At 57.1% G+C, this 20,579-nt stretch carries 22 protein-coding genes; 18 read left to right on the top strand and 4 right to left on the bottom strand.

All coding sequences use genetic code 11. From position 1 onward, the window contains the following. The first annotated feature begins 70 nt into the window (after positions 1–70). From ACYVIS_RS04385 to ACYVIS_RS04365, 5 genes are all read left to right on the top strand, one after another. Entirely contained in the window at positions 71–919 is an 849-nt protein-coding gene (locus ACYVIS_RS04385) for an HAD family hydrolase (RefSeq protein WP_232743308.1), read from the top strand. Beyond that, positions 897–1,460, top strand: a complete 564-nt coding sequence (gene tadA / locus ACYVIS_RS04380; RefSeq protein ID WP_255696625.1) for a tRNA adenosine(34) deaminase TadA — start codon at positions 897–899, stop codon at positions 1,458–1,460. Before ACYVIS_RS04385 ends, tadA begins: the two co-directional genes overlap by 23 nt. A 128-nt stretch (positions 1,461–1,588) precedes the next feature. Next, positions 1,589–2,500, top strand: coding sequence for an LD-carboxypeptidase (locus ACYVIS_RS04375; protein ID WP_232743307.1), 912 nt, complete (start codon positions 1,589–1,591; stop codon positions 2,498–2,500). A 179-nt stretch (positions 2,501–2,679) separates the two neighbouring features. Continuing rightward, the gene (locus ACYVIS_RS04370; RefSeq protein WP_232743306.1) at positions 2,680–4,281 is read left to right on the top strand and encodes an ABC-F family ATPase; all 1,602 of its coding nucleotides are present in this window, start codon (positions 2,680–2,682) and stop codon (positions 4,279–4,281) included. A gap of 15 nt (positions 4,282–4,296) precedes the next feature. Then, positions 4,297–4,902 carry an IMPACT family protein gene (locus ACYVIS_RS04365; protein WP_232744548.1) on the top strand — a complete coding sequence of 202 codons (606 nt, stop codon included), beginning with the start codon at positions 4,297–4,299 and terminating at the stop codon, positions 4,900–4,902. A gap of 80 nt (positions 4,903–4,982) precedes the next feature. Here the strand turns inward: ACYVIS_RS04365 and trxA are convergent, their stop codons facing one another. Next, on the bottom strand, positions 4,983–5,357 hold the full coding sequence (gene trxA / locus ACYVIS_RS04360; protein ID WP_232743305.1) for a thioredoxin: 375 nt from the start codon (positions 5,355–5,357) through the stop codon (positions 4,983–4,985). 239 nt (positions 5,358–5,596) lie between these two features. Next, positions 5,597–6,889 (bottom strand): NCS2 family permease, encoded by a 1,293-nt coding sequence (locus ACYVIS_RS04355; protein WP_460873368.1) that lies wholly within the window; start codon positions 6,887–6,889, stop codon positions 5,597–5,599. A gap of 100 nt (positions 6,890–6,989) precedes the next feature. Between ACYVIS_RS04355 and tsaD the strand changes: the two genes are divergently transcribed. Next, positions 6,990–8,039 carry a tRNA (adenosine(37)-N6)-threonylcarbamoyltransferase complex transferase subunit TsaD gene (tsaD, locus tag ACYVIS_RS04350; protein WP_460873367.1) on the top strand — a complete coding sequence of 350 codons (1,050 nt, stop codon included), beginning with the start codon at positions 6,990–6,992 and terminating at the stop codon, positions 8,037–8,039. A gap of 22 nt (positions 8,040–8,061) precedes the next feature. On the opposite strand, the gene plsY is transcribed toward tsaD, so the two are convergent. Continuing rightward, complete coding sequence (gene plsY / locus ACYVIS_RS04345) at positions 8,062–8,709, bottom strand: glycerol-3-phosphate 1-O-acyltransferase PlsY (protein WP_460873366.1); 648 nt, start codon at positions 8,707–8,709, stop codon at positions 8,062–8,064. A gap of 110 nt (positions 8,710–8,819) precedes the next feature. Here plsY and surE point away from each other — a divergent pair, with 110 nt between their 5' ends. The 6 genes from surE (at position 8,820) to rlmD (ending at position 14,147) form a co-directional block, all read left to right on the top strand. Continuing rightward, a complete protein-coding gene (gene surE / locus ACYVIS_RS04340; protein WP_232743301.1) occupies positions 8,820–9,578 on the top strand; it encodes a 5'/3'-nucleotidase SurE in 759 nt (252 codons plus the stop codon). Further along, positions 9,563–10,378, top strand: coding sequence for a protein-L-isoaspartate(D-aspartate) O-methyltransferase (locus ACYVIS_RS04335; RefSeq protein WP_232743300.1), 816 nt, complete (start codon positions 9,563–9,565; stop codon positions 10,376–10,378). Before surE ends, ACYVIS_RS04335 begins: the two co-directional genes overlap by 16 nt. A gap of 17 nt (positions 10,379–10,395) precedes the next feature. Then, entirely contained in the window at positions 10,396–11,202 is an 807-nt protein-coding gene (locus ACYVIS_RS04330; protein WP_232743299.1) for a peptidoglycan DD-metalloendopeptidase family protein, read from the top strand. After that, entirely contained in the window at positions 11,199–11,978 is a 780-nt protein-coding gene (locus ACYVIS_RS04325; protein WP_460873365.1) for a 3'-5' exonuclease, read from the top strand. The genes ACYVIS_RS04330 and ACYVIS_RS04325 overlap by 4 nt, the downstream gene beginning before the upstream one ends. 120 nt (positions 11,979–12,098) lie before the next feature. Beyond that, a complete protein-coding gene (locus tag ACYVIS_RS04320; RefSeq protein WP_460873363.1) occupies positions 12,099–12,722 on the top strand; it encodes a hypothetical protein in 624 nt (207 codons plus the stop codon). A gap of 117 nt (positions 12,723–12,839) precedes the next feature. Continuing rightward, complete coding sequence (gene rlmD / locus ACYVIS_RS04315) at positions 12,840–14,147, top strand: 23S rRNA (uracil(1939)-C(5))-methyltransferase RlmD (protein ID WP_232743296.1); 1,308 nt, start codon at positions 12,840–12,842, stop codon at positions 14,145–14,147. Between the two features lie 54 nt (positions 14,148–14,201). On the opposite strand, the gene argH is transcribed toward rlmD, so the two are convergent. Then, the gene (argH, locus tag ACYVIS_RS04310) at positions 14,202–15,629 is read right to left on the bottom strand and encodes an argininosuccinate lyase (RefSeq protein WP_232743295.1); all 1,428 of its coding nucleotides are present in this window, start codon (positions 15,627–15,629) and stop codon (positions 14,202–14,204) included. A 294-nt stretch (positions 15,630–15,923) separates the two neighbouring features. On the opposite strand from argH, the gene ACYVIS_RS04305 reads away from it, so the two are divergent. The 6 genes from ACYVIS_RS04305 (at position 15,924) to ACYVIS_RS04280 (ending at position 20,280) form a co-directional block, all read left to right on the top strand. Continuing rightward, entirely contained in the window at positions 15,924–16,262 is a 339-nt protein-coding gene (locus ACYVIS_RS04305; RefSeq protein ID WP_232743294.1) for a P-II family nitrogen regulator, read from the top strand. 59 nt (positions 16,263–16,321) lie between these two features. Next, complete coding sequence (locus ACYVIS_RS04300) at positions 16,322–16,858, top strand: YaeQ family protein (RefSeq protein ID WP_460873362.1); 537 nt, start codon at positions 16,322–16,324, stop codon at positions 16,856–16,858. Positions 16,859–17,108: 250 nt separating this feature from the next. Beyond that, positions 17,109–18,008 carry an amino acid ABC transporter substrate-binding protein gene (locus ACYVIS_RS04295; RefSeq protein ID WP_232743292.1) on the top strand — a complete coding sequence of 300 codons (900 nt, stop codon included), beginning with the start codon at positions 17,109–17,111 and terminating at the stop codon, positions 18,006–18,008. Between the two features lie 82 nt (positions 18,009–18,090). Beyond that, positions 18,091–18,831 (top strand): amino acid ABC transporter permease, encoded by a 741-nt coding sequence (locus ACYVIS_RS04290; protein WP_232743291.1) that lies wholly within the window; start codon positions 18,091–18,093, stop codon positions 18,829–18,831. A gap of 10 nt (positions 18,832–18,841) precedes the next feature. Further along, positions 18,842–19,528: an amino acid ABC transporter permease gene (locus ACYVIS_RS04285; protein WP_460873361.1), complete on the top strand. Its 687-nt coding sequence runs from the start codon at positions 18,842–18,844 to the stop codon at positions 19,526–19,528. A gap of 17 nt (positions 19,529–19,545) precedes the next feature. Further along, positions 19,546–20,280, top strand: coding sequence for an amino acid ABC transporter ATP-binding protein (locus ACYVIS_RS04280; protein WP_460873360.1), 735 nt, complete (start codon positions 19,546–19,548; stop codon positions 20,278–20,280). Positions 20,281–20,579 lie beyond the last annotated feature (299 nt).

Genomic DNA, 20,579 nt, shown 5'->3' with positions numbered 1-20,579 from the left:
CGTCCCAGGCGTTACACTTGACCTTTACGTTCAACCCGGCCTCATTTGGCTGCGTGGCAAGAGGTTTGGTATGTCCGATGTGATCGCCCTGATATTCGATTTTGACGATACGCTTGCGCCCGACAGTACGTCGGGTTTTCTTGCCGATATGGGGGTCGATGTCGAGGACTTCTGGCAGAGGCAGGTCGATCCGCTGTTGTCGCAGCACGACTGGGACCCGGTCCCGGCCTACCTGTACCGCATGATTGAATTGTCCAAATCGGGGAGTCATGGCCGTATAACGCAGGAACGCCTGGCGCAGTGGGGCGCGCGCCTGCCGCTGCATGCCGGAGTGGAATCCCTGTTCGGCCGTTTGCGGGCCATGGTCAAAGAACAGCACCCGCAGGTACAGCTCGAGTTCTACCTGATTTCCAGCGGTATAGGCGATGTGGTCAGGCACACGCCAATCGCCGGGGAGTTTACGGATATCTGGGCTTCCGAATTTATCTACGACAAGCAGGGAGGGATCCATTTTCCCAAGCGGATAGTCAGCTTTACCGACAAGACGCGTTATCTGTTTCATATCCAGAAGGGTATCGTGGGCCTGTCTTCGCGCAACAAGCCATTCGAGGTCAACAAGAAAATAGCGGAAGACAAATTGCGGATTCCCTTCGAACAGATGATCTTTGTTGGCGATGGCTATACCGATATTCCCTGTTTTTCCCTGATTCGCCGTTCTGGTGGAGTGGCGTTTGGCGTATGGGATCCCAAGCATCGCGAAAAACGCAGCCGGGCTTGGGGGTTTATTCAAGAGGGACGCGTGTCCAATCTGAATCAGGCACGCTACGATGAAGATGCCGAGCTCTATCAATGGCTTGAAGAGGCTGTCGAAAGCCTGGCGGGTCGGATTTCCCTTAATGCGCGCATTTACCGTGGCTGATCCGGGGCCCGATCTCGCCGAAGCCGGCAACGATGCCGGGCCGGATCCTGCCGAGGCTGCCGCCGACCGGGCCGCAATGCAGGCGGCCATTGCGCTGGCAGGCCGGGCGCATGCGGCAGGGGAAGTTCCTGTCGGGGCGGTTGTCGTGGACGAAAAAGGCCGGATCGTGGGGGAAGGATTCAATCGCGCGATCAGCGACAGCGATCCCACCGCGCATGCTGAAATCGTGGCCTTGCGGGCTGCGGCCCGGGCGGCGGGCAATTATCGCCTGCCGGGCATGAGCCTGTATGTCACGCTCGAACCTTGCGCCATGTGCATGGGTGCCATGCTGCATGCCAGGCTCAAGCGGGTAATATACGGCGCCAGCGACCCAAAAACCGGAGCCTGCGGCAGCGTGCTCAGCGTGCATGCCAACGCGCAGCTCAATCATCACACCGAGGTCCGGGGTGGCGTGCTTGCTGAAGAATGCGGCGATCTGTTGCGGCAGTTTTTTCGCGAACGCCGCATCAGGGCGAAAGAAGCAAGGGACCCGGATAGCTAGTCAACTATACTTACACGCTTGCATGCGATGCGGTGTCCGCGGATGGCTGCTCTGTATTGGCGGCTGAAGAGGCGCCCCCCGTTCGAACATGGCCTTCGGGCTTTTTTTCTGATTTCACGAGTACAACTATGAGTCATGCCGAGCATCATTCCGCTTCTGGTATTTATCTGATTTCTCCATCGGGAGCGGTGGCCGATCCCAAGGCGCTTGATCTCGCCAGGGTACGGCTCGCCAAGCTGGGGTTCAAAACCGCGGTAGATCGGGCAGCTCTGGCCGTGCACGAACGGTTTGCGGGAACCGACAAGCAGCGTCTGGCCGGTATTGCCCGCGCGCTCAAGCAGAAACAAGCCATTGTCATGGCCACACGCGGTGGCTATGGCCTGAGCCGATTGTTGCCGTTCATCGACTGGAAAGCGGCCGCCGACAGCGGCAAGGTATTTGTCGGACAGAGCGACTTTACGATATTCAACCTGGCGCTGCTGGCTCGAACCGGAGCCCCGAGTTTTGTCGGACCTACCGCCGTGTTCGACTTTGGCGCCAAAACCATGGACGACCTGACCGCGGATCTGTTTGCCGAAATCATGCGTGGAGAGCTGGAAATCCTCAGCTTCGAGTCGCCTGGCTCCGATGCGGTCGATGCCCGTGGCATTTTATGGGGCGGTAATCTGGCCATGATAACTTCGCTGATAGGTACGCCCTATTTTCCGAAAGTGAAAGGCGGCATATTGTTTCTTGAAGACGTGTGCGAACACCCGTTCCGGGTCGAGCGCATGCTGACCCAGTTGTGGCATGCCGGCATACTTCAACGCCAAAAGGCTATTGTTCTGGGGCACTTCACCGACTATCGGCTGGCCGATCACGACAATGGCTTCGACATGCCCTCGGTGGTTCGTTGGTTGCGTCAAACTGTCAAGGTACCGGTCGTGACCGGGTTGCCCTACGGTCATGTCAAGGTGAAAGCCACCTTGCCGGTAGGAAGGAAGGTAGGGATCGCAACCGAAAAAGGCATGGCGCACCTGGTCCTCGAAGAGCATTTCTAGGGTGTGGCCCAAAGCGGGCAGAACATCCGGGGAAGAGCCGCCGCTGCCGCGTCGGCAATAGCGATCATGCCCGCACGGCTGTTGTTGCAATTCGCCGTACTTTACCGGTGTTCAACGAATATCCCGGCAACTTGTTAAACTAGCAGGTTGTCTTGACTCTACTTACGTGATAATTCTCAGTGATCTCCACCGCAAATCTTACTATTCAGTTCGGGCCCAAACCTCTCTTTGAAAATGTCAGCGTCAAATTCGGCGAAGGCAACCGGTACGGCCTGATCGGCGCCAATGGCTCGGGCAAGTCTACCTTCATGAAAATCATTGGGGGCGATCTCGAATCCAGTAGCGGCAATGTGTCGCTGGAGCCGGGCGTGCGCCTGGGCAAGTTGCGCCAGGATCAGTTTGCGTTCGAGGACGTCCGGGTTCTGGATGTCGTCATGATGGGCCACGAGGAAATGTGGCAGGCCATGACTGAACGCGATGCCATTTACGCGAATCCGGACGCGACCGAAGAAGATTACATGCACGCGGCCAACCTCGAGGCCAAGTTTGCCGAATACGACGGCTACACCGCCGAGGCGCGGGCTGGCGAATTGCTGCTGGGGCTGGAAATTGCGGTCGATCAGCATAACCTGCCCATGCGCGAAATCGCACCGGGCTGGAAGCTGCGTGTGCTGCTGGCCCAGGCCCTGTTTTCGAACCCCGACGTGCTCCTGCTGGATGAGCCCACCAACAACCTCGATATCAACACCATCCGCTGGCTCGAGGATGTGCTCAACGGCTATCAGAGCACCATGATCATCATCAGCCATGACCGGCATTTCCTGAATCAGGTTTGCACGCACATGGCCGATCTGGATTACCGCGAACTGCGTATCTATCCAGGCAACTACGACGACTACATGCTGGCCTCCACGCAGGCGCGCGAGCGCGTGACCATGGCTAATGCCAAGGCCAAAGAGCGAGTGGCCGAGTTGCAGGATTTCGTGCGGCGCTTTTCCGCCAATAAATCCAAGGCTCGCCAGGCTACTTCGCGCCTGAAGCAGATCGACAGAATCAAGGCGGGCGCCATTGAGGTCAAGCCTTCTTCGCGCCAGAACCCGTATATCCGGTTCGAGCAGAACAAGGTCATGCACCGTCTGGCTGTAACGCTCGAGCACATACGCAAATCGTTTGATCAGCCGGTGATACGGTCGTTTTCGACCATGATTGAAGCCGGCCAGAAAATCGCGATCATTGGGGCCAATGGGGCGGGCAAGACCACGCTGCTGCGTATGCTGGCGGGCGATCTGGCTCCGGATGGCGGAACCGTCAAATGGTCCGAGAACGCCGATATCGGCTATATGGCTCAGGACGTTTCGGAGCAGTTCCAGTCCGACAGCAATCTGTTCGACTGGCTTATCGATTATCGGCAAACGGGCGATGACGATCAGTCGATCCGCTCGGTGCTGGGGCGTTTGCTGTTTTCAGCCGACGACATTCCCAAGGCGGTCAAGGTATTGTCGGGCGGCGAAAAAAACCGCATGAGTTTCGGACGATTGATGCTGGGTCGCCACAATGTGCTGCTCATGGACGAGCCCACCAATCACCTGGATATGGAATCGATCGAGTCGTTGCAGTTTGCGCTCGAGAAATATGCCGGCACGCTGGTGTTCGTGTCGCATGACCGCGAATTCGTATCGGGAGTCGCCACTCGCGTCATCGAGATCATGCCGAGCGGGGAAATCGTTGATTATCTCGGCGGCTACGACGATTACCTGAGTTCGCGCGGGATTGAAGCCTGATCCGCTTTTTTCATGATGCTTTATACGCTTGCCGCACCGGGAACGTACCAGGAAGACATCAGGAAAAGCCGTTTCATTGTGTTTGCCGAGGGGGTTCAGTCGCCTGCGGAGGCTTTGAGTTTTATCGCAAGGCATCGCGTGGCGTCGGCAAGCCACAATTGCTGGGCGTACCGGATCGGCACCGAATATCGATTCAACGATGATGGGGAGCCGGGTGGCACGGCCGGCCGGCCGATCCTGCAAGCTATCGAAGGGCAGCAGTGCGATCGGGTGGCGGTTCTGGTGGCGCGCTGGTTCGGGGGCATCAAGCTGGGTCCGGGCGGCCTGATGCGAGCGTACGGAGGCTCAGCCGCTCAGTGTTTGCGGCTGGCCGACAGAGTCGAACTGCTTGCCGAAATTCTGATTGATTGCTGTTGCACTTTTGCGGAGATGGCACTGATTCAGTCGCGTTTCCCAGCCTTCCATGTTCGCATCGAAAACGAAATATTCGATGCAAATGGCGTGCAATGGCGCCTTGTCGTTCCACAAGACCTTGCCCAATCGCTGGGCAAATTGTTCGCCAATTTGACTCGCGGGCAAGGGCAGTGGCGAATTGCGCCAACTCCGCAGGTCGATTTGTAGGGGCAGCCCTGCCAGGGCTGCCCGCCGTGATGGGCGAGGGTGGGCACAAGGTCCACCTCTACATCTGTCCGCGCTTGTTGCTAGGCGCTTTCCTGTTTTTCCTGTTCGGCGATATCGGCATGAACCTTGTCCATGTCGATCGCTTTGATCTGGGTAATCAGTTCGTCAAGCTGGCCCGCCGACAGGGAGCCCGGCTGCGAGAACAACAGTACTTGCTCGCGAAATACCATTAATGTAGGTATCGAGCGGATATTCATGCCGGCCGCCAGTTCTTGCTGGTCTTCGGTGTTCACCTTGGCGAAGGTGATGTCGTCGTGCTTGTCGGAGGCATCATCGAAAATCGGTGCGAAATTGCGGCATGGACCGCACCAGGGAGCCCAGAAATCGACGATGAGCGGCTGGCTGCCGCGGATTGCTGCTTGAAAGGTGTCTTTGTTTAAATCGATGGTACTCATAGGGAATCCAAACTAAAAAGCGGCTTTATGAGCCGCCTATCAAGAAAGTAATGCAAACAAGCGCAGAGTGTAGCGCCATTGCTCGGTGTTTTATGTGATTGTTTACCCTTAAATGGGGTGAATAGGTAAATCCTAATAGTGCCGATAGATAGCGGCAGCCGGCTCGGTGAAAAGCCTGCCTGGCCAGCCGCCACGGCGTTTGGCCGCAGCGGCAGGACGTGCCCGCGCCGGTGTGCGCCCTAGCCGGGGAAAAATCCGTATTTGATTACAAACAGGGCTGCGACCAGCAGCGCAGCCGGGTGTATGTCCTTGAATTTTCCGGTAACGGCTTTCAGGACGACATAGCTGATAAAACCAAATGCCAGGCCGTTGGCAATCGAGTAGGTGAAGGGCATGATAATGGCGGTCAGGGCCGCCGGAGCGGCTTCGGTGATATCGCCCCATTCGATTTCGGTTAGTTCGCGCAACATCAGGCCGGCCACGTAAAGCAAGGCAGGTGCTGTGGCGTAGGCGGGTACCGAACCGGCAAGCGGTGCAAGAAACAGCGAAAGCAGAAACAATATGCCTATGGTGAGTGCCGTCAGTCCGGTGCGGCCGCCAGCCTGCACGCCCGAGGCGCTTTCAATGTAGGCTGTGGTGCTGCTGGTGCCCAGGAAGGACCCGGCCACGATGGCGGTACTGTCGGCGAACAGGGCGCGGCCCAGGCGGTTGGGCTTTCCTTCCTGAACAAGGCCGGCCCGCTTGGCCACGCCTATCATGGTGCCGGTGGCATCAAATACTTCAACCAGCACGAATACCAAAATGACATGAACGAAGCCGGTGTGCAGGGCCCCCATGATATCCAGTTGGAAGAAGGTGGGCGCCAGGCTTGGCGGCATCGAAAATACCCCATGAAACTGGTTGTTGCCGGTCAGCATCGACAGGATGGTAATGACCAGTATGCCGATAAGGATGGCGCCGCGAACCTTGAGCGTATCGAGGGCGGCAATGATGAAAAATCCCAGAATCGCAAACAGAGCGGGTGCTGAGGTCAGGTTGCCCAGGCCGACTTTGGTTGCGGGATTGGCGATAACTATGCCTGCGCTGCTCAAGGCAATAATGGCCAGGAACAGCCCTATGCCGGCCGCTATGGCCGACCGCAAGGATTTGGGTATGCCGTCTACCAGCCACGACCGTATGCCGGTGACGGTCAGAATGACAAATATTGCGCCTGAAATAAACACCGCGCCCAGAGCCTGTTGCCAGCTGTAACCCATGGCTCCCACTACGGTAAATGCGAAAAATGCGTTCAGGCCCATGCCGGGCGCCATGCCAATGGGCCAGTTCGCGACGAACGCCATGATAAGCGTGCCCAGCGACGCCGCCAGGCAGGTGGCCACAAAAACCGCGCTTTTGTCCATGCCTGTGCCCGAGAGGATTTCGGGGTTTACAAAAATAATGTAGGACATGGTCAGGAAGGTGGTAATGCCCGCCAGAATTTCGGTGCGCACCGATGTGTCGTGCTCGTCCAGCTTGAAGTATTTTTCCAGCATTCGTTTTCCCCGAATAGGCTATTTGTTAGTTGTTGATAGAAAAAAGTTGGCTGAACGCAATTCTAAGTCGGTTTTTGCTCTGGTTGTACACTTATGCATCATGATTATTCTTGGTTTTGAAAGTTCCTGCGATGAAACCGGTGTGGCGGCCGTTTGCACCGAACGCGGTTTACTTGCCCACGCCCTGCACAGCCAGATCGCCATGCATCAGGAATACGGCGGCGTAGTGCCCGAATTGGCTTCGCGAGACCACATTCGGCGAGTCTTGCCGCTGACCACCGAGGTCTTGCAAAAAGCCGGCTTGTCCTTCGGCGATATCGGCGCCATTGCCTATACGGCGGGCCCAGGGCTTGCCGGAGCCTTGCTGGTTGGGGCAAGTGTGGCTCAATCCTTCGCCTGGGCCCGCGGCTTGCCGGCGATTCCCATCCATCATCTGGAAGGGCACCTGTTGTCGCCCCTGCTTGCCAGTCCCCGGCCGGATTTTCCCTTTGTTGCCTTGCTGGTGTCCGGCGGTCATACGCAGTTGATGAGGGTGGACGGTGTGGGTGATTACGAATTGCTGGGGGAAACGCTGGACGATGCGGCTGGCGAGGCATTCGACAAAACAGCTAAATTGATGGGACTTGGCTATCCTGGCGGGCCTGCCTTGTCACAACTGGCCGAACAGGGCGATCCGTCCAGTTACGATTTGCCGCGCCCCAAGCTGCATAGCCATGATCTGGATTTCAGCTTCAGTGGGTTGAAAACAGCCGTTTTGACACGCCTGAGGCATCTGGAAAAGGAAAGTGGCAGCCTGTCTGCGCAACAGCGTGCCAATCTGGCCGCCTCGACCGAGGCGGCCATTGTCGATGTCCTGGCCGCCAAGGCGCTCAAGGCGCTGAAACAGACCGGCTTGAAAAATCTGGTCGTGGCCGGAGGGGTCGGCGCCAATCGTCATTTACGGCGCCAATTGCTTGCGGTGCTTGCCGCGAGACGTGGCCAGGTATTTTTTCCGCCGCTCGATCTGTGTACCGATAACGGTGCAATGATCGCTTTTGCCGCAGCCCAGCGCGTCAGGGCTGGCTTGGTCGACCTTGCCGATACGAGCCATGCATTTACGGTCAAGCCACGCTGGGATCTGCAAGATGTTTGCGAGCGCGAAACGGCCTGATGCACCCTGATGCCGGGACGGATCAAGCCTGATGTTTCTTTTTGCCGATCCGGCTTTCCTTGCCGGCGATGAGGCGGGCAATATTGGCCTGATGGCGATAAATCAGCATGGCGCTGATGGCCACGATGGACAGGCAGATCGCGATGTCGAAGTCCCAGGCAACGTCGCCCCCGAACAGGTAATACAGCGGGGCGAAAATGGCGGCCAAAATGGCGGCCAGCGACGAATAGCGGGTGGCATAAGCGACTATCAGCCAGGTAGCGACGGTAGCGACGGCCAGCCACGGTTGCAACGCCAGCAGCACGCCCAGCGCGGTCGCTACGCCTTTGCCACCCTTGAAATTCAGGAAAATGGGGTAGACGTGTCCCATGAAAACGGCAATGGCACACAGGCCCAGGATCGCACTCGGCAATTGGAATCGCGCGGCGATCAGGCTGCTTAGCCATACCGCCAGCCAGCCCTTGGCCATGTCGCCCAGCAGGGTCAGGGCCGCCGCCTTTTTGTTGCCAGTCCGCAACACGTTAGTGGCGCCGGGGTTCTTCGATCCGAATGTACGGGGATCTTGCAGGCCCATGCAGCGGCTTACCACGACGGCGAAAGAGATCGATCCGAGCAAATAAGATAGAAAAATCAGGGCCAGACTCAAAATGGACGAGTTTATCGACGACATGGCATGCGGACTCCGGAAGGGTTCAGCGAGATTCTACCGTGAGCGTCACCCAAAACGGCAAAACGACCGGGTACAATCCACGGGTCCGTTTGTTTTCTTGTGGAAAGGTAATGCGTATATTGGTGTCCAACGACGATGGTTACAACGCTTTGGGTCTTGAAGCGTTGGTCCAGGCCCTGAAGGGTTTGGGCGACCTGACCGTCGTGGCGCCGGAAACCAATTGCAGTGGCGCGTCCAATTCCCTGACGCTGAATCGCCCCTTGTCGGTTCGGCAGGCGCCCAATGGATTTTATTTCGTTAACGGCACGCCATCCGATTGTGTGCATATTGCCTTGACCGGTCTGCTGGATTTTCGCCCTGATCTGGTCGTTTCGGGCATCAACAATGGGGCCAATATGGGTGACGATACCTTGTATTCGGGTACCGTTGCCGCGGCGACTGAAGGGTTTCTGTTCGGGATATCCTCGATCGCCTTTTCGCTGGCAAAGAAAGGCTGGGAGCATCTCGATACGGCGGGCGGGATTGCCCGGCAAGTGGTCGAGCAGCAGTTGGCCCAGCCCCTGAAGCAAAACGTGCTGCTCAACGTCAATATACCCGCGGTGCCTATGGCGGCGCTGCAAGGCATACACGTGACGCGTCTGGGTAAGCGCCATCCATCGGAGCCTGTGGTCAAGAGCAGCACGCCTTATGGCGATCCGGTATATTGGATAGGCCCCGTCGGCAATGTGTCCGATTCGGCCGCCGATACGGATTTTGGCGCAATCGAACAAAATGCCGTATCGGTTACACCCTTGCGGCTCGATTTGACCGATTATGAACAATTGCGCGATGTGAAAATCTGGGCGGATTCATTATGCGCAAACCAGTAAATCCATTCCCGTTCGCGACGGGCACTCATAACCGTTTTGGCCGTTCCAGCCTGGGGCGGGGATTTTCTGCATCCAATAGCAACACCCGTATTTCTTCATCCGGCTCCGTTATGCCACGGGTGCCCGATGCGGCCAATACGTCAACGATTGTCAATTTGGGTTTGAACTCGGAGCGCTCGCGTGGCATGATGATCCAGCGTCTGCGCAACCAGGGTATTCAGGACGAACGTGTGCTCGATGCCATGATGGCGGTGCCTCGTCATCTGTTTGTCGATGAAGGCCTGGCCAGTCGCGCGTACGAAGATGCCGCGCTGCCGATAGGACATGGCCAGACGATTTCTCAACCCTGGATAGTTGCCCGCATGATTTCAGCCGTATGCGAAAATCGCTTGCCGGTCAAGGTTCTCGAAGTGGGCTCCGGATGCGGTTATCAGGCTGCCGTACTGGCGCAGTTCGTCAAGGAGGTACACAGCATCGAACGCATTCGTGGGCTGTATGAGCTGGCGCGCAATCATCTCAGAACGCTTAAACTCATCACACGGGTTCGGCTTTCGTACGGAGACGGCATGCTGGGCTTGCCCGGCGTCGCGCCCTTCGATGCGATTGTCGTGGCCGCCGCAGGTATTAAAATTCCCCTTGCCCTGCTTGAACAGTTGGCAGTTGGGGGTCGCTTGATTGCCCCGGAAGGATCCTCGGCGCAACGCCTGATTCTGGTTGAACGAACCGGTTCCACAACGTGGCACCGCGAAGAACTGGAGTCTGTGCGTTTCGTACCTCTCAGGGCAGGAATACAGTCATAAGTCATCAGGAGAGTTATATGCCAGCAGGGACGTCCCAGCCTATCGCCAAATCGGCATTCGAACAGCCTAAACGCACGTCTCGCTATTTATTGATCGCTGCTGTTGCGGCGGCTACATCCATCATGGCGGGTTGCGCCTCCAGGTCGACTCACGCGCCGGTAGCCGATCTATCGGGCGGAACCTCCGCCAGCAGCGTTGCCACCGGTGGTACTTACGTCGTCAAGCCTGGCGACACGCTTTACAAAATTGCCCAGGCCAACAATGTCGATGTGGCAACCCTGACTCGCTTGAATCACATCAGCGATCCCAGCCAGCTAAGGGTTGGGCAGACGCTGCATCTGAGCGGTTCAGGTGGTTCAGCTCCATCGCCAGCGCCGTCTGGCGGCAACGCAACCCCGGTTCCGATTGCTCCTCCCGCTCCCGCCGAAGCGGCTCCCGCCGAGAAGGCCAGTGATGCCGCCCTGATTCAATGGGCCTGGCCTGCGTCGGGCCGCATCATTCAGGGCTTCAACGCCACGACCAAGGGCATAGACATCTCGGGAGCCCCGGGCGAACCGGTTCATGCGGCGGCCGACGGCAAGGTCATGTATGCGGGCAATGGCGTGCGGGGGTTGGGCAACCTGATCCTGCTGGGCCACAGCAACGGATTCATCACTGCGTATGCCCATAATCAAACGTTGCTGGTAAAGACGGGCCAGCAGGTGCATCGGGGCGCCAAGATTGCCACCATCGGTCAAACCGATACCACGTCGCCGCGTTTGCATTTTGAAATACGGCGTCGCGGCACTCCGGTCAATCCCATGTCGTATTTGCCTGCGCGATGATTCCCACGCTTGTTTTCGATCTTGAAACGATACCCGACGCGGCAGGGCTGCGTCGTCTGAATCATTACGAGCCGGAAATGAGCGACGCGGAGGTCATAGAAGCGGCGCTGGCGGCTCGCCGGGAAAGCCACGGCAACGACTTCCTGCCTTTGCATCTGCAGCAAGTCGCGGTGGTCGGCTGCGTATTCCGGGACGATCAGGGATTTCGGGTAAAAACCCTGGGCAATGCCGACGACCCCGAGGCAACACTGATTTCGGGTTTTTTTAAAACCATAGAGCGTTATACCCCGCGACTGATCAGTTGGAACGGCTCGGGCTTCGATTTGCCGGTCTTGCATTACCGCAGTCTTATTCATGCCGTCCAGGCGCCACGGTACTGGGACATGGGCGACGACGATCGCGACTTCAAATATAACAATTACATTAGTCGCTACCACAACCGCCATATCGATCTCATGGATCTGCTGGCCAAGTATAACGGTCGGGCCAATGCGCCACTGGACGACCTGGCCAAGCTTTGCGGCTTTCCCGGGAAGCTGGGCATGGACGGCAGCCAGGTTTGGAAAGCCTGGTCCAACGGCCAGGCCGGCGAAGTTCGTGCGTATTGTGAAACCGATGTGGTCAATACCTGGCTGGTTTATTGCCGTTTTCGCTTCATGAGAGGCGAGCTCGACAAAGCCGCCTACGATTCCGAGGTCCGCCTGGTACGCGACACGCTCGAGGCAAGCCAGGCGCCGCATTGGAAGGAATACCTGGCCGCGTGGGATGCACCGTAGCTTGTATTGCCTTTGTACGGGCTGCCCTGAAATCAATTGAAAACGATTGGTCCGGGCTGAAACAGATCGGAAACCGCTTCGGGCAGACAATGGCGACTCCTCATTCAAGGACGGACCATTATGCAATACTCCAAAACTCCCGTACTAGCCAAGTTTGCGGCCCTGGCGGCGGCGCTTGCCTTGCAAGGGGCTGCGATGGCAGCCACTCCCGCCACGCCCGATAGCGCGGCGCAAGTGGCTAGCGGGCAAGCTGCCGCTCCCCAAACCCCTTCGACCCATTCTCCACGGATGGGCAGGCATCATCACGACAAGGATATGGCCATGTGGATTCCCGGCTATGGCCCGGTCAAGCAGAAACTTGTGACCTCCCTTGCATTGAACGCAAATCAGGCCAAGCTGCTGGAAGATGCCCAATCGGCCCAGAAAGCGCTGCGGCATGCCCGGTGGGATGCCATGAAATCGGCCAGACAGGAGAAAAAGGCGCAGCTGGATGCCGGCAAGGTCGACCCCCACGCTGCTCAACAGGCAATGGACGCTGTTGTCCAGAAAGCACAGGGCGAGCGCCAGCAGATCACTCAGAAATGGCTGGCGGTCTGGGATTCCCTGGATAGCGCGCAGCAACAGAAAGTGGCTGCTTACCTGAAAGAAAGGGCAGACAAGCACTACAAGCATGAGGGACGTCATCATCGTCAGCATCACGACTCCGACGAGCATGCTTCCGCGCCTATGAAAGCCGCTTCCTGATTGAAGCAATCCATCGCCCGCGTTCGTGTTTCACCGACGGACGCCGGGCATGGCGGCGCCAGCGCAGCCGAAGACTGTAAAATTCGGACCTACGTGTTTTAGGATGTCCGAATCATCATGTCAGAAGTATTCGCTATCGAGTCGCTGGATCTCGAAGCTCGCGGCGTAGCCCGCCGCGACGGGAAGGTTGTGTTTGTGGATGGGGCGCTGCCCTCAGAACGGGTCAGCGCTCATATTGTCAAACGGAAATCCTCTTTCGACACGGCCCGGCTGGAACGGGTTTTGAAGCCTTCGGCGCAGCGTACCAGTCCTCCGTGTCCAAATTTCGGCATCTGCGGTGGCTGTGCGATGCAGCATCTGGAACCCGCGGCACAAGTGGCCATCAAGCAGCGTGTTCTTGAAGATACTCTGTGGCATATAGGCAAATTGAAGCCAGCGTGCATGCTGCCGCCTTTGCATGGCCCGACCTGGGGCTATCGCCATCGCGCCCGCCTGTCGATACGCGTGGTGGCCAAGAAAGGCGGGGTGCTGGTGGGGTTTCGCGAGCGCCGCAGCAGTTATGTCGCCGATATGAAGGATTGCCTGGTCCTGCCACCTCATGTATCCGATTTGCTGTGGCCTTTGCGCGGCTTGATCGGATCGATGTCCACTCCCAACCGTTTGCCGCAAATCGAAGTGTCGGTAGGAGACAAGACTACGGCCCTGCTGTTGCGGCACATGGAGGCATTGACGGCGGCCGATATCGACAAGCTCAGGGAATTTGGCGCCCAGCATCGGGTATCGTGGTGGCTGCAATCGAAGGGACCCGAAACCATACATCCCCTGGATCCCGATGACGCAGACAAGCTGGCTTATTCCTTACCCGAGTTCGGTTTGCGCATGCTGTACCGGCCGGCCGATTTTACCCAGGTCAACGATGCCATCAATCGCACACTGATTTCCCGGGCGTTGACCCTGCTCGAACCCCAGGTTACGGATCGGGTGGCAGATCTGTTTTGCGGCCTGGGCAATTTCAGCCTGCCTCTGGCCACGCGGGCTCGCGAGGTCGTCGGGGTGGAGGGCAGCAAGACTCTGACGGAAAGGGCGCAGGCGGGGGCCGAACACAACGGCCTGGCTTCCCGTGTGCGGTTCGCTACCCTGAATTTGTTCGAAGTGGATGTGCAATGGCTGCGCGACCAGGGACATTTCGAACGTATCCTGATCGATCCGCCTCGCGATGGCGCCGAAGCGGTGGCTCGCGCCCTGGCGGCGTTAACTTTGCCGGAACGCCCTCGAAAGATTGTCTATGTCTCCTGTAATCCGGCCACGCTGGCTCGCGATGCCGGCATACTGGTTCACGAAGGCGGCTATCGTTTGCAAGCCGCTGGCGTGATCAATATGTTTCCGCATACCGGGCACGTGGAGTCCATTGCGGTCTTTGAATAGCGAGTCCACTTTGTCGTGGGACTCCTGTTTGCCACCATGCCCGCATAGTGTCTTTCAAGAGGCCGGGCTGGTTTGGGCCAGGATGCGTTCGGCCTCGATCTTGACGCGCTCCGGTGCTGTGCCGCCTATATGGTTGCGTGCTGACACCGAACCCTCGAGAGTCAGGACGCTGTAAATATCCTGTTCGATGGCGGGGTGAAAGCCTTGCAGTGCTTCAAGCGGCAGATCGGCCAGATCGCATCCCTGTTCTTCGCAGGCCCGTACCGCGTGGGCAACCGTTTCATGGGCATCGCGAAATGGCACGCCTTTTTTGACCAGGTAATCGGCCAGGTCGGTCGCCGTTGCAAAGCCTTGCAGTGCAGCCGCGCGCATTGCATCGGCACGCACCTTGATGCCGCTCATCATATCGACGAAAATGGTCAGGGTGTCGCGTATGGTATCGGCCGAGTCGAACAGGCCTTCCTTGTCTTCCTGATTGTCTTTGTTGTAGGCCAGAGGCTGGCCTTTCATCAGGGTGAGCAGGGCGAGCAGATGGCCATAGACACGGCCGGTTTTACCGCGCGCCAGTTCGGGCACATCGGGATTTTTCTTTTGCGGCATGATCGAACTGCCGGTGCAGAAACGATCCGCCAAAACAATGAAACCCATACGTGGGTTCATCCACAGTACAAGCTCCTCGGACAGACGCGATATATGCGTCATGATCAGCGCGGCGGCGGCACAGAACTCGATGGCGAAATCGCGGTCTGAGACCGCGTCGAGCGAATTGCGGCAGACTTCCTCGAATCCGAGTATTTTGGCGACCAGTTCACGGTCTATCGGGTACGAGGTGCCGGCCAGGGCGGCGGCCCCCAGAGGCAGGCGGTTGACACGCTTGCGGCAGTCGATCAGGCGCTCGGCGTCGCGTCCGAACATTTCGGCGTAGGCCATCAGGTGATGCCCGAAGGTAACCGGTTGAGCGACTTGCAAATGCGTGAATCCGGGCATGATGGTGCCTATGTGCTCGAGCGCCAGGGTGGCCAGGGCACGGCGCAACTGGCGCAGCAGATCGACGGCAAGATCGATTTCGTTGCGCACCCAGAGGCGGATATCGGTGGCGACCTGGTCGTTGCGCGAACGCCCCGTGTGAAGGCGCTTTCCGGCATCGCCGATGAGCTCGACCAGGCGTTTTTCGATGTTCAGATGAACATCTTCAAGATCGAGCGACCAGACGAATTGACCAGCGGCTATTTCATCGAGGATTTGCGCCATGCCGCGCTTGATGGCGGCGTTGTCGTCGGCGCTGATGATGCCTATGGAGGCGAGCATGTCCGCATGGGCCAGCGACCCCTGGATGTCGACGCCGGCCAGGCGTTGATCGAAATTGACCGAGGCTGTATAGCGCTTGACCAGATCGGAAACCGGTTCGGAAAAGCGGGCAGACCAGGCCTGCGACTTGTTGGCGAATTGATTTTGCTGTGAGGAGGGCGTGTTTTTTGACATAGTGCCGTGATTATAAAGGAGCCGCTACCGATAAAAAATTGCGGCAGCGTCTTGATGAATCGCTCATATGCTGGCGGCATGCGATAATTTTATTCTTTATTTCCCTGCGCACGGCGGCGCCTGGTTTTAATGATTGGTAACAAATCCAGGCTGGCCACGGGCTGCCGCATACTTTACTCGGGCGCGATTGGCGGCGCCCCATTACCAATGGTTTTCGCGAATGGTGCGCGGCCTGGCGCTTAAGGGCAGACAGCGAGTACGATGCCTGGCGAACAGAATTTATCGGAGCGAGCAATGAAACTAGTAGCGGCAATTATCAAACCTTTCAAACTTGACGAGGTACGCGAGGCCTTGGCGGAGATGGGGGTAAGCGGCCTCACCGTGACCGAGGTAAAGGGGTTTGGGCGCCAGAAGGGCCATACCGAGCTGTATCGTGGCGCCGAATACGTGGTGGACTTTCTACCCAAAATCCGTGTCGAAGTGGTTTTGCCCGCGACCATGGTCGATGCCGCCATCGATGCGATCGTCAAGGCGGCCTATACAGGCAAGATTGGCGATGGCAAGATATTTGTCATGCCGGTAGAACAGGCAATACGCATACGTACGGGGGAAAGCGGTGCCGAGGCACTTTGAGCCGTACGCCGCTCTGATGGCGGCACGCCACCCGGATCTTCCGCCGACAGGGGCATGACATGGCTCTGCGCGCTACGATTTTCAAGCTCGAGCTGCATATTGCCGATATGGTGCGCGGCTATTACAACAGCCATGTCCTGACGCTGGCGCGCCATCCTTCCGAAACCGAAGAGCGCCTGATGCTGCGAATTTTGGTTTTTGCCTTGCTCGCCGACGAACAACTGGTATTTACCCGGGGCTTGAGCATTGCGGACGAACCGGCTCTTTGGCAGAAAGATCTGACCGGCCTGATCCTGAACTGGGTCGATCTGGGGCACCCCGACGAAAGGCGCTTGTTGCAAGCCAGTGGCAAGTCGGCGCAGGTTACTGTGTGCTGCTATGGGGGCTCCGCCAGTCAGGTCTGGTGGCAGGGGGTGCAAAGCACAGTCTCGCGCATGCCGAATTTGAAAGTCATTTCAGTGGCCCCCGAAGCGGTTCGAGCCCTGGCCAGGCTCGTCCAGCGCACCATGACTCTGCACATCAGTATTGACGAGGGCACTGCGCTGGTGACTTCCGACAGCGATAGCGTGCCGGTGGACATTTCGATCTGGCATTGATACCGGCCAGCCGCGGCATATAAACGAATTGCGCTCAATTAGGGTATTTCATCAAAGAAAACGCTGGCATTATCGTGCATACTATGCCTGTTGTTGAAAATTCCTGACTAACGTTCTGTTTGTGCACAAGCACAAACAGGTCATGTTTTGGGCAAAGTTGCATGTGCTGCCGCAGCGCATGTAAAGTTGGATTGCAAAACCAAAAAATGCATAATGCATATACCCTATCAGGGTTAGCAAAGGAGATATTATGAAATTAATGCCCTTCGTTTTGGCTGCCGCCGTTACCGTTATCGGAATGGGTGCCGCACACGCAGAAGGCCGTCTCGATAAAATTAAAGCGAGCGGTGAAATCACGCTTGGCTATCGCGACGCATCCATTCCATTTTCGTATCTCGACGATCATCAGAAGCCGATTGGCTATTCGATGGACATATGCCGCAATATTGCCGCCGCTGTCAAAAAAGACCTCAAACTGGCCAGCCTGAAAATCAAGGAAGTGCCCGTCACTTCGTCCACCCGGATTCCGCTGGTGGCCAACGGCACGGTCGACCTTTCCTGCGGTTCCGCCACCAATAACGCCGAGCGGCAGCAGCAGGTCAGTTTCGCACCCACCACGTTCGTGACGGCCACGCGTTTCGCGGCGCTTAAATCGTCCAAGCTCAAGGATTTGGCCGATTTCAAAGGCAAAACAGTGGTTTCCGTATCGGGCACCAGTAATTTGCGCTGGCTGGTTCAAGCCAATTCAGAGCAAAAACTGGGCATGAAGATCATCACTGCCAAAGATCACCCCGAAGCCTTCCTTACAGTAGAAAGCGGTCGTGCCTCCGCCTTCTTCATGGATGACATCCTCCTGGCCGGCCTGGTGGCTACCTCGCACAAACCTGCCAACTGGATGATCAGCAAGACGGCATACACTATCGAGCCTTACGGCATCATCCAGCCCAAGGGCGATCCAGCTTTTAAAGCTGCTGTCGACACAGCGGTCAAGACCATGATGAAAGACGGCACTCTCGATCGCCTCTATGCCAAATGGTTCACAAAAGCCATACCGCCCAAAAATATCAATATGAACTGGCCCATGACGCCTGAGCTGAAAAAGGTCATTGCGCATCCTACCGATTCACCTGACCCTGCTGTTTACAAATAAGCATCGATTGGTACGGCACAGCCCTAAACGCGGGGCTGTGCCGTATTTGTATTTGGATACATAGTATCTTTAGGACAGATGCATGAATTACAACTGGAACTGGTCAATTTTCTGGGCGCCGGCGCCCGATGGTTCGGGTACCTATATGTACACCTTGATCAAAGGTGTGTATTGGACCCTTGGTGTTTCCGCCGTGGCCTGGATTATTGCCCTGGTAGTGGGCGTGACCGTTGGCGTGCTGCGCACCAGCCGGATCAAGTGGTTGGAAAAGATCTGCGCGGGGTATGTCGAGGTCTTTCGCAATATTCCCTTGCTGGTACAACTTTTTTTGTGGTACTTCGTCTTTCCGGAGATTGTGCCCAAGAGCCTGGGCGATTTCATCAAATCCGCCGATCCGACGCTCAGCACATACTGGACGGCAGTGATCTGCCTGGGCCTGTTTACCTCGACCCGTGTGGCCGAACAGATCCGGGCCGGCATCAATTCCTTGCCCACAGGCCAAAGCATGGCCGGCACCGCTCTTGGTTTGCGGCGCCCCCAGGTGTACCGCTATATCCTGCTGCCCATTACGGCACGGATCATCATGCCTCCGCTTACTTCCGAGGCGCTTAATCTCATCAAGAATACGTCTGTGGCGTTCACCATAGGCTTGGTGGAATTGACCGGTGCCGCACGGTCCATGCAAGAGTTTTCGTTTCAGATCTTCGAGTCGTTTGCAGCTGCCACGGTATTATATTTAGTCATCAATACGATCGTGGTGATCCTCATGCGCTACATTGAAAAATGGATGAGCGTACCCGGTTTCATCGGTACCGAAAAATAAGGGGCTCGCCATGCATTTTGACTTCGAAATTATTCTGCGCACACTGCCTTATGTATTTGGCATCGGCATGGTTTTTACCCTCAAGCTGACGTTTCTGGCCACAATAGGGGCTGTGGCGCTGGGCACGCTGCTGGCCATGATGCGCTTGTCTTCCAACCGGATTTTATCGGGCGCGGCCGGCAGCTATGTCAATTTCCTGCGTTCTTTGCCGCTGATCCTGATCATCTTCTGGTTCTATTTTCTGGTGCCGTACATCGTCGGATGGGTTACCGGCTCCGGGCGGCCCATCGCCGTGGGCGGGTTTACCTCGGCGTGGATCACGTTCACCCTGTTCGAAGCGGCCTATTTCTGCGAAATCATGCGTGCGGGTATTCAATCCATTCCCCGGGGCCAGGTGGGCGCGGGATACGCACTGGGATTGAACTATTGGCAAGTCATGGGCCATATCGTATTGCCGCAGGCGTTTCGCAACATGACCCCGGTCCTGCTCACGCAAATGATCGTGCTGTTCCAGGATACTTCTCTAGTATATGTATTGTCGTTGACTGATTTCCTGGGCGCCGCCAACAACGTTGCCCAGCGCGACGGCCGCCTGGTCGAAATGTTTCTTTTTGCGGCGGTGGTGTATTTTCTTATTTCGTACACCGCGTCACGCATCGTTAAAACGCTTGAACATCGCATGGCGATTGTTCGCTAAGGGCAAGGGAGTTTTCTGTGATCGAATTCAAGAATGTTAGCAAGTGGTACGGTTCCTTCCAGGTACTGACGGATTGCACGACTTCGGTGGCCAAGGGTGAGGTCGTGGTCGTATGCGGCCCTTCCGGGTCGGGCAAGTCGACCCTGATCAAAACGGCCAATGCCCTCGAGCCGTTTCAAAAAGGCGAAATCTGGATCGACGGCATATCCGTCGGCGCGCCTACAACCAATCTGCCCAAGCTGCGCTCGCGCATAGGTATGGTGTTTCAGCATTTCGAGCTGTTCCCTCATTTGTCAGTCATGCGCAACCTGGCGCTGGCGCAGGTCAAAGTGCTGGGGCGCAACGAGGCCGAAGCGCTCGAACGCGGCCGCAAGCTGCTCGAGCGGGTGGGTTTAAGCGCTCATACCGACAAATTTCCGGGGCAGCTTTCAGGTGGCCAGCAGCAGCGCGTGGCGATTGCACGCGCTTTGGCGATGGATCCTGTTGCCATGCTTTTCGACGAGCCCACGTCGGCGCTCGATCCGGAAATGGTCAATGAGGTGCTCGATGTCATGGTCGACCTGGCCAAGGAAGGAATGACCATGATGGTGGTTACCCACGAAATGGGATTTGCCAAAAAAGTGGCCGACCGCGTTGTTTTCATGGATGCCGGCTATATAGTCGAAGATTGCTCCAAGGATGATTTTTTCGATCATCCGGAGGCCCGTACTGAGCGAGCCAAACACTTTTTATCCAAGATCTTGTCGCACTGATACTGCAATACCGCCTGAAGCTTTGCTTCGGCCTGCCGATGCTCCCGAATTCGGGAGTGCTGGCAGGCCGATTGCTTTGTCGAAGGAAGATGGGCTGCTGGAGTATTTTTGGCTCAATTGTTTTAGGCGCTGGACGTGTTTCAGTGACTTTTGTTTTGAGCCGCTTTTAGGCTTGGGTAGGCTGTACTGGCTGGGGCGATGACTTTGGATTGTGTGTTGCCAGTGTAGGCGTGATGGTATTTCTATAAAGACGCCGCAGGGTGGGCGGTGCTGTGCAGTCCGGCACGTCCAGCGGTCGG

This window comes from Paralcaligenes ginsengisoli (genome assembly GCF_054781135.1).
The sequence above is the reverse complement of the archived record's forward strand: the minus strand, read 5'-3'. Positions and strand labels throughout refer to the sequence as shown.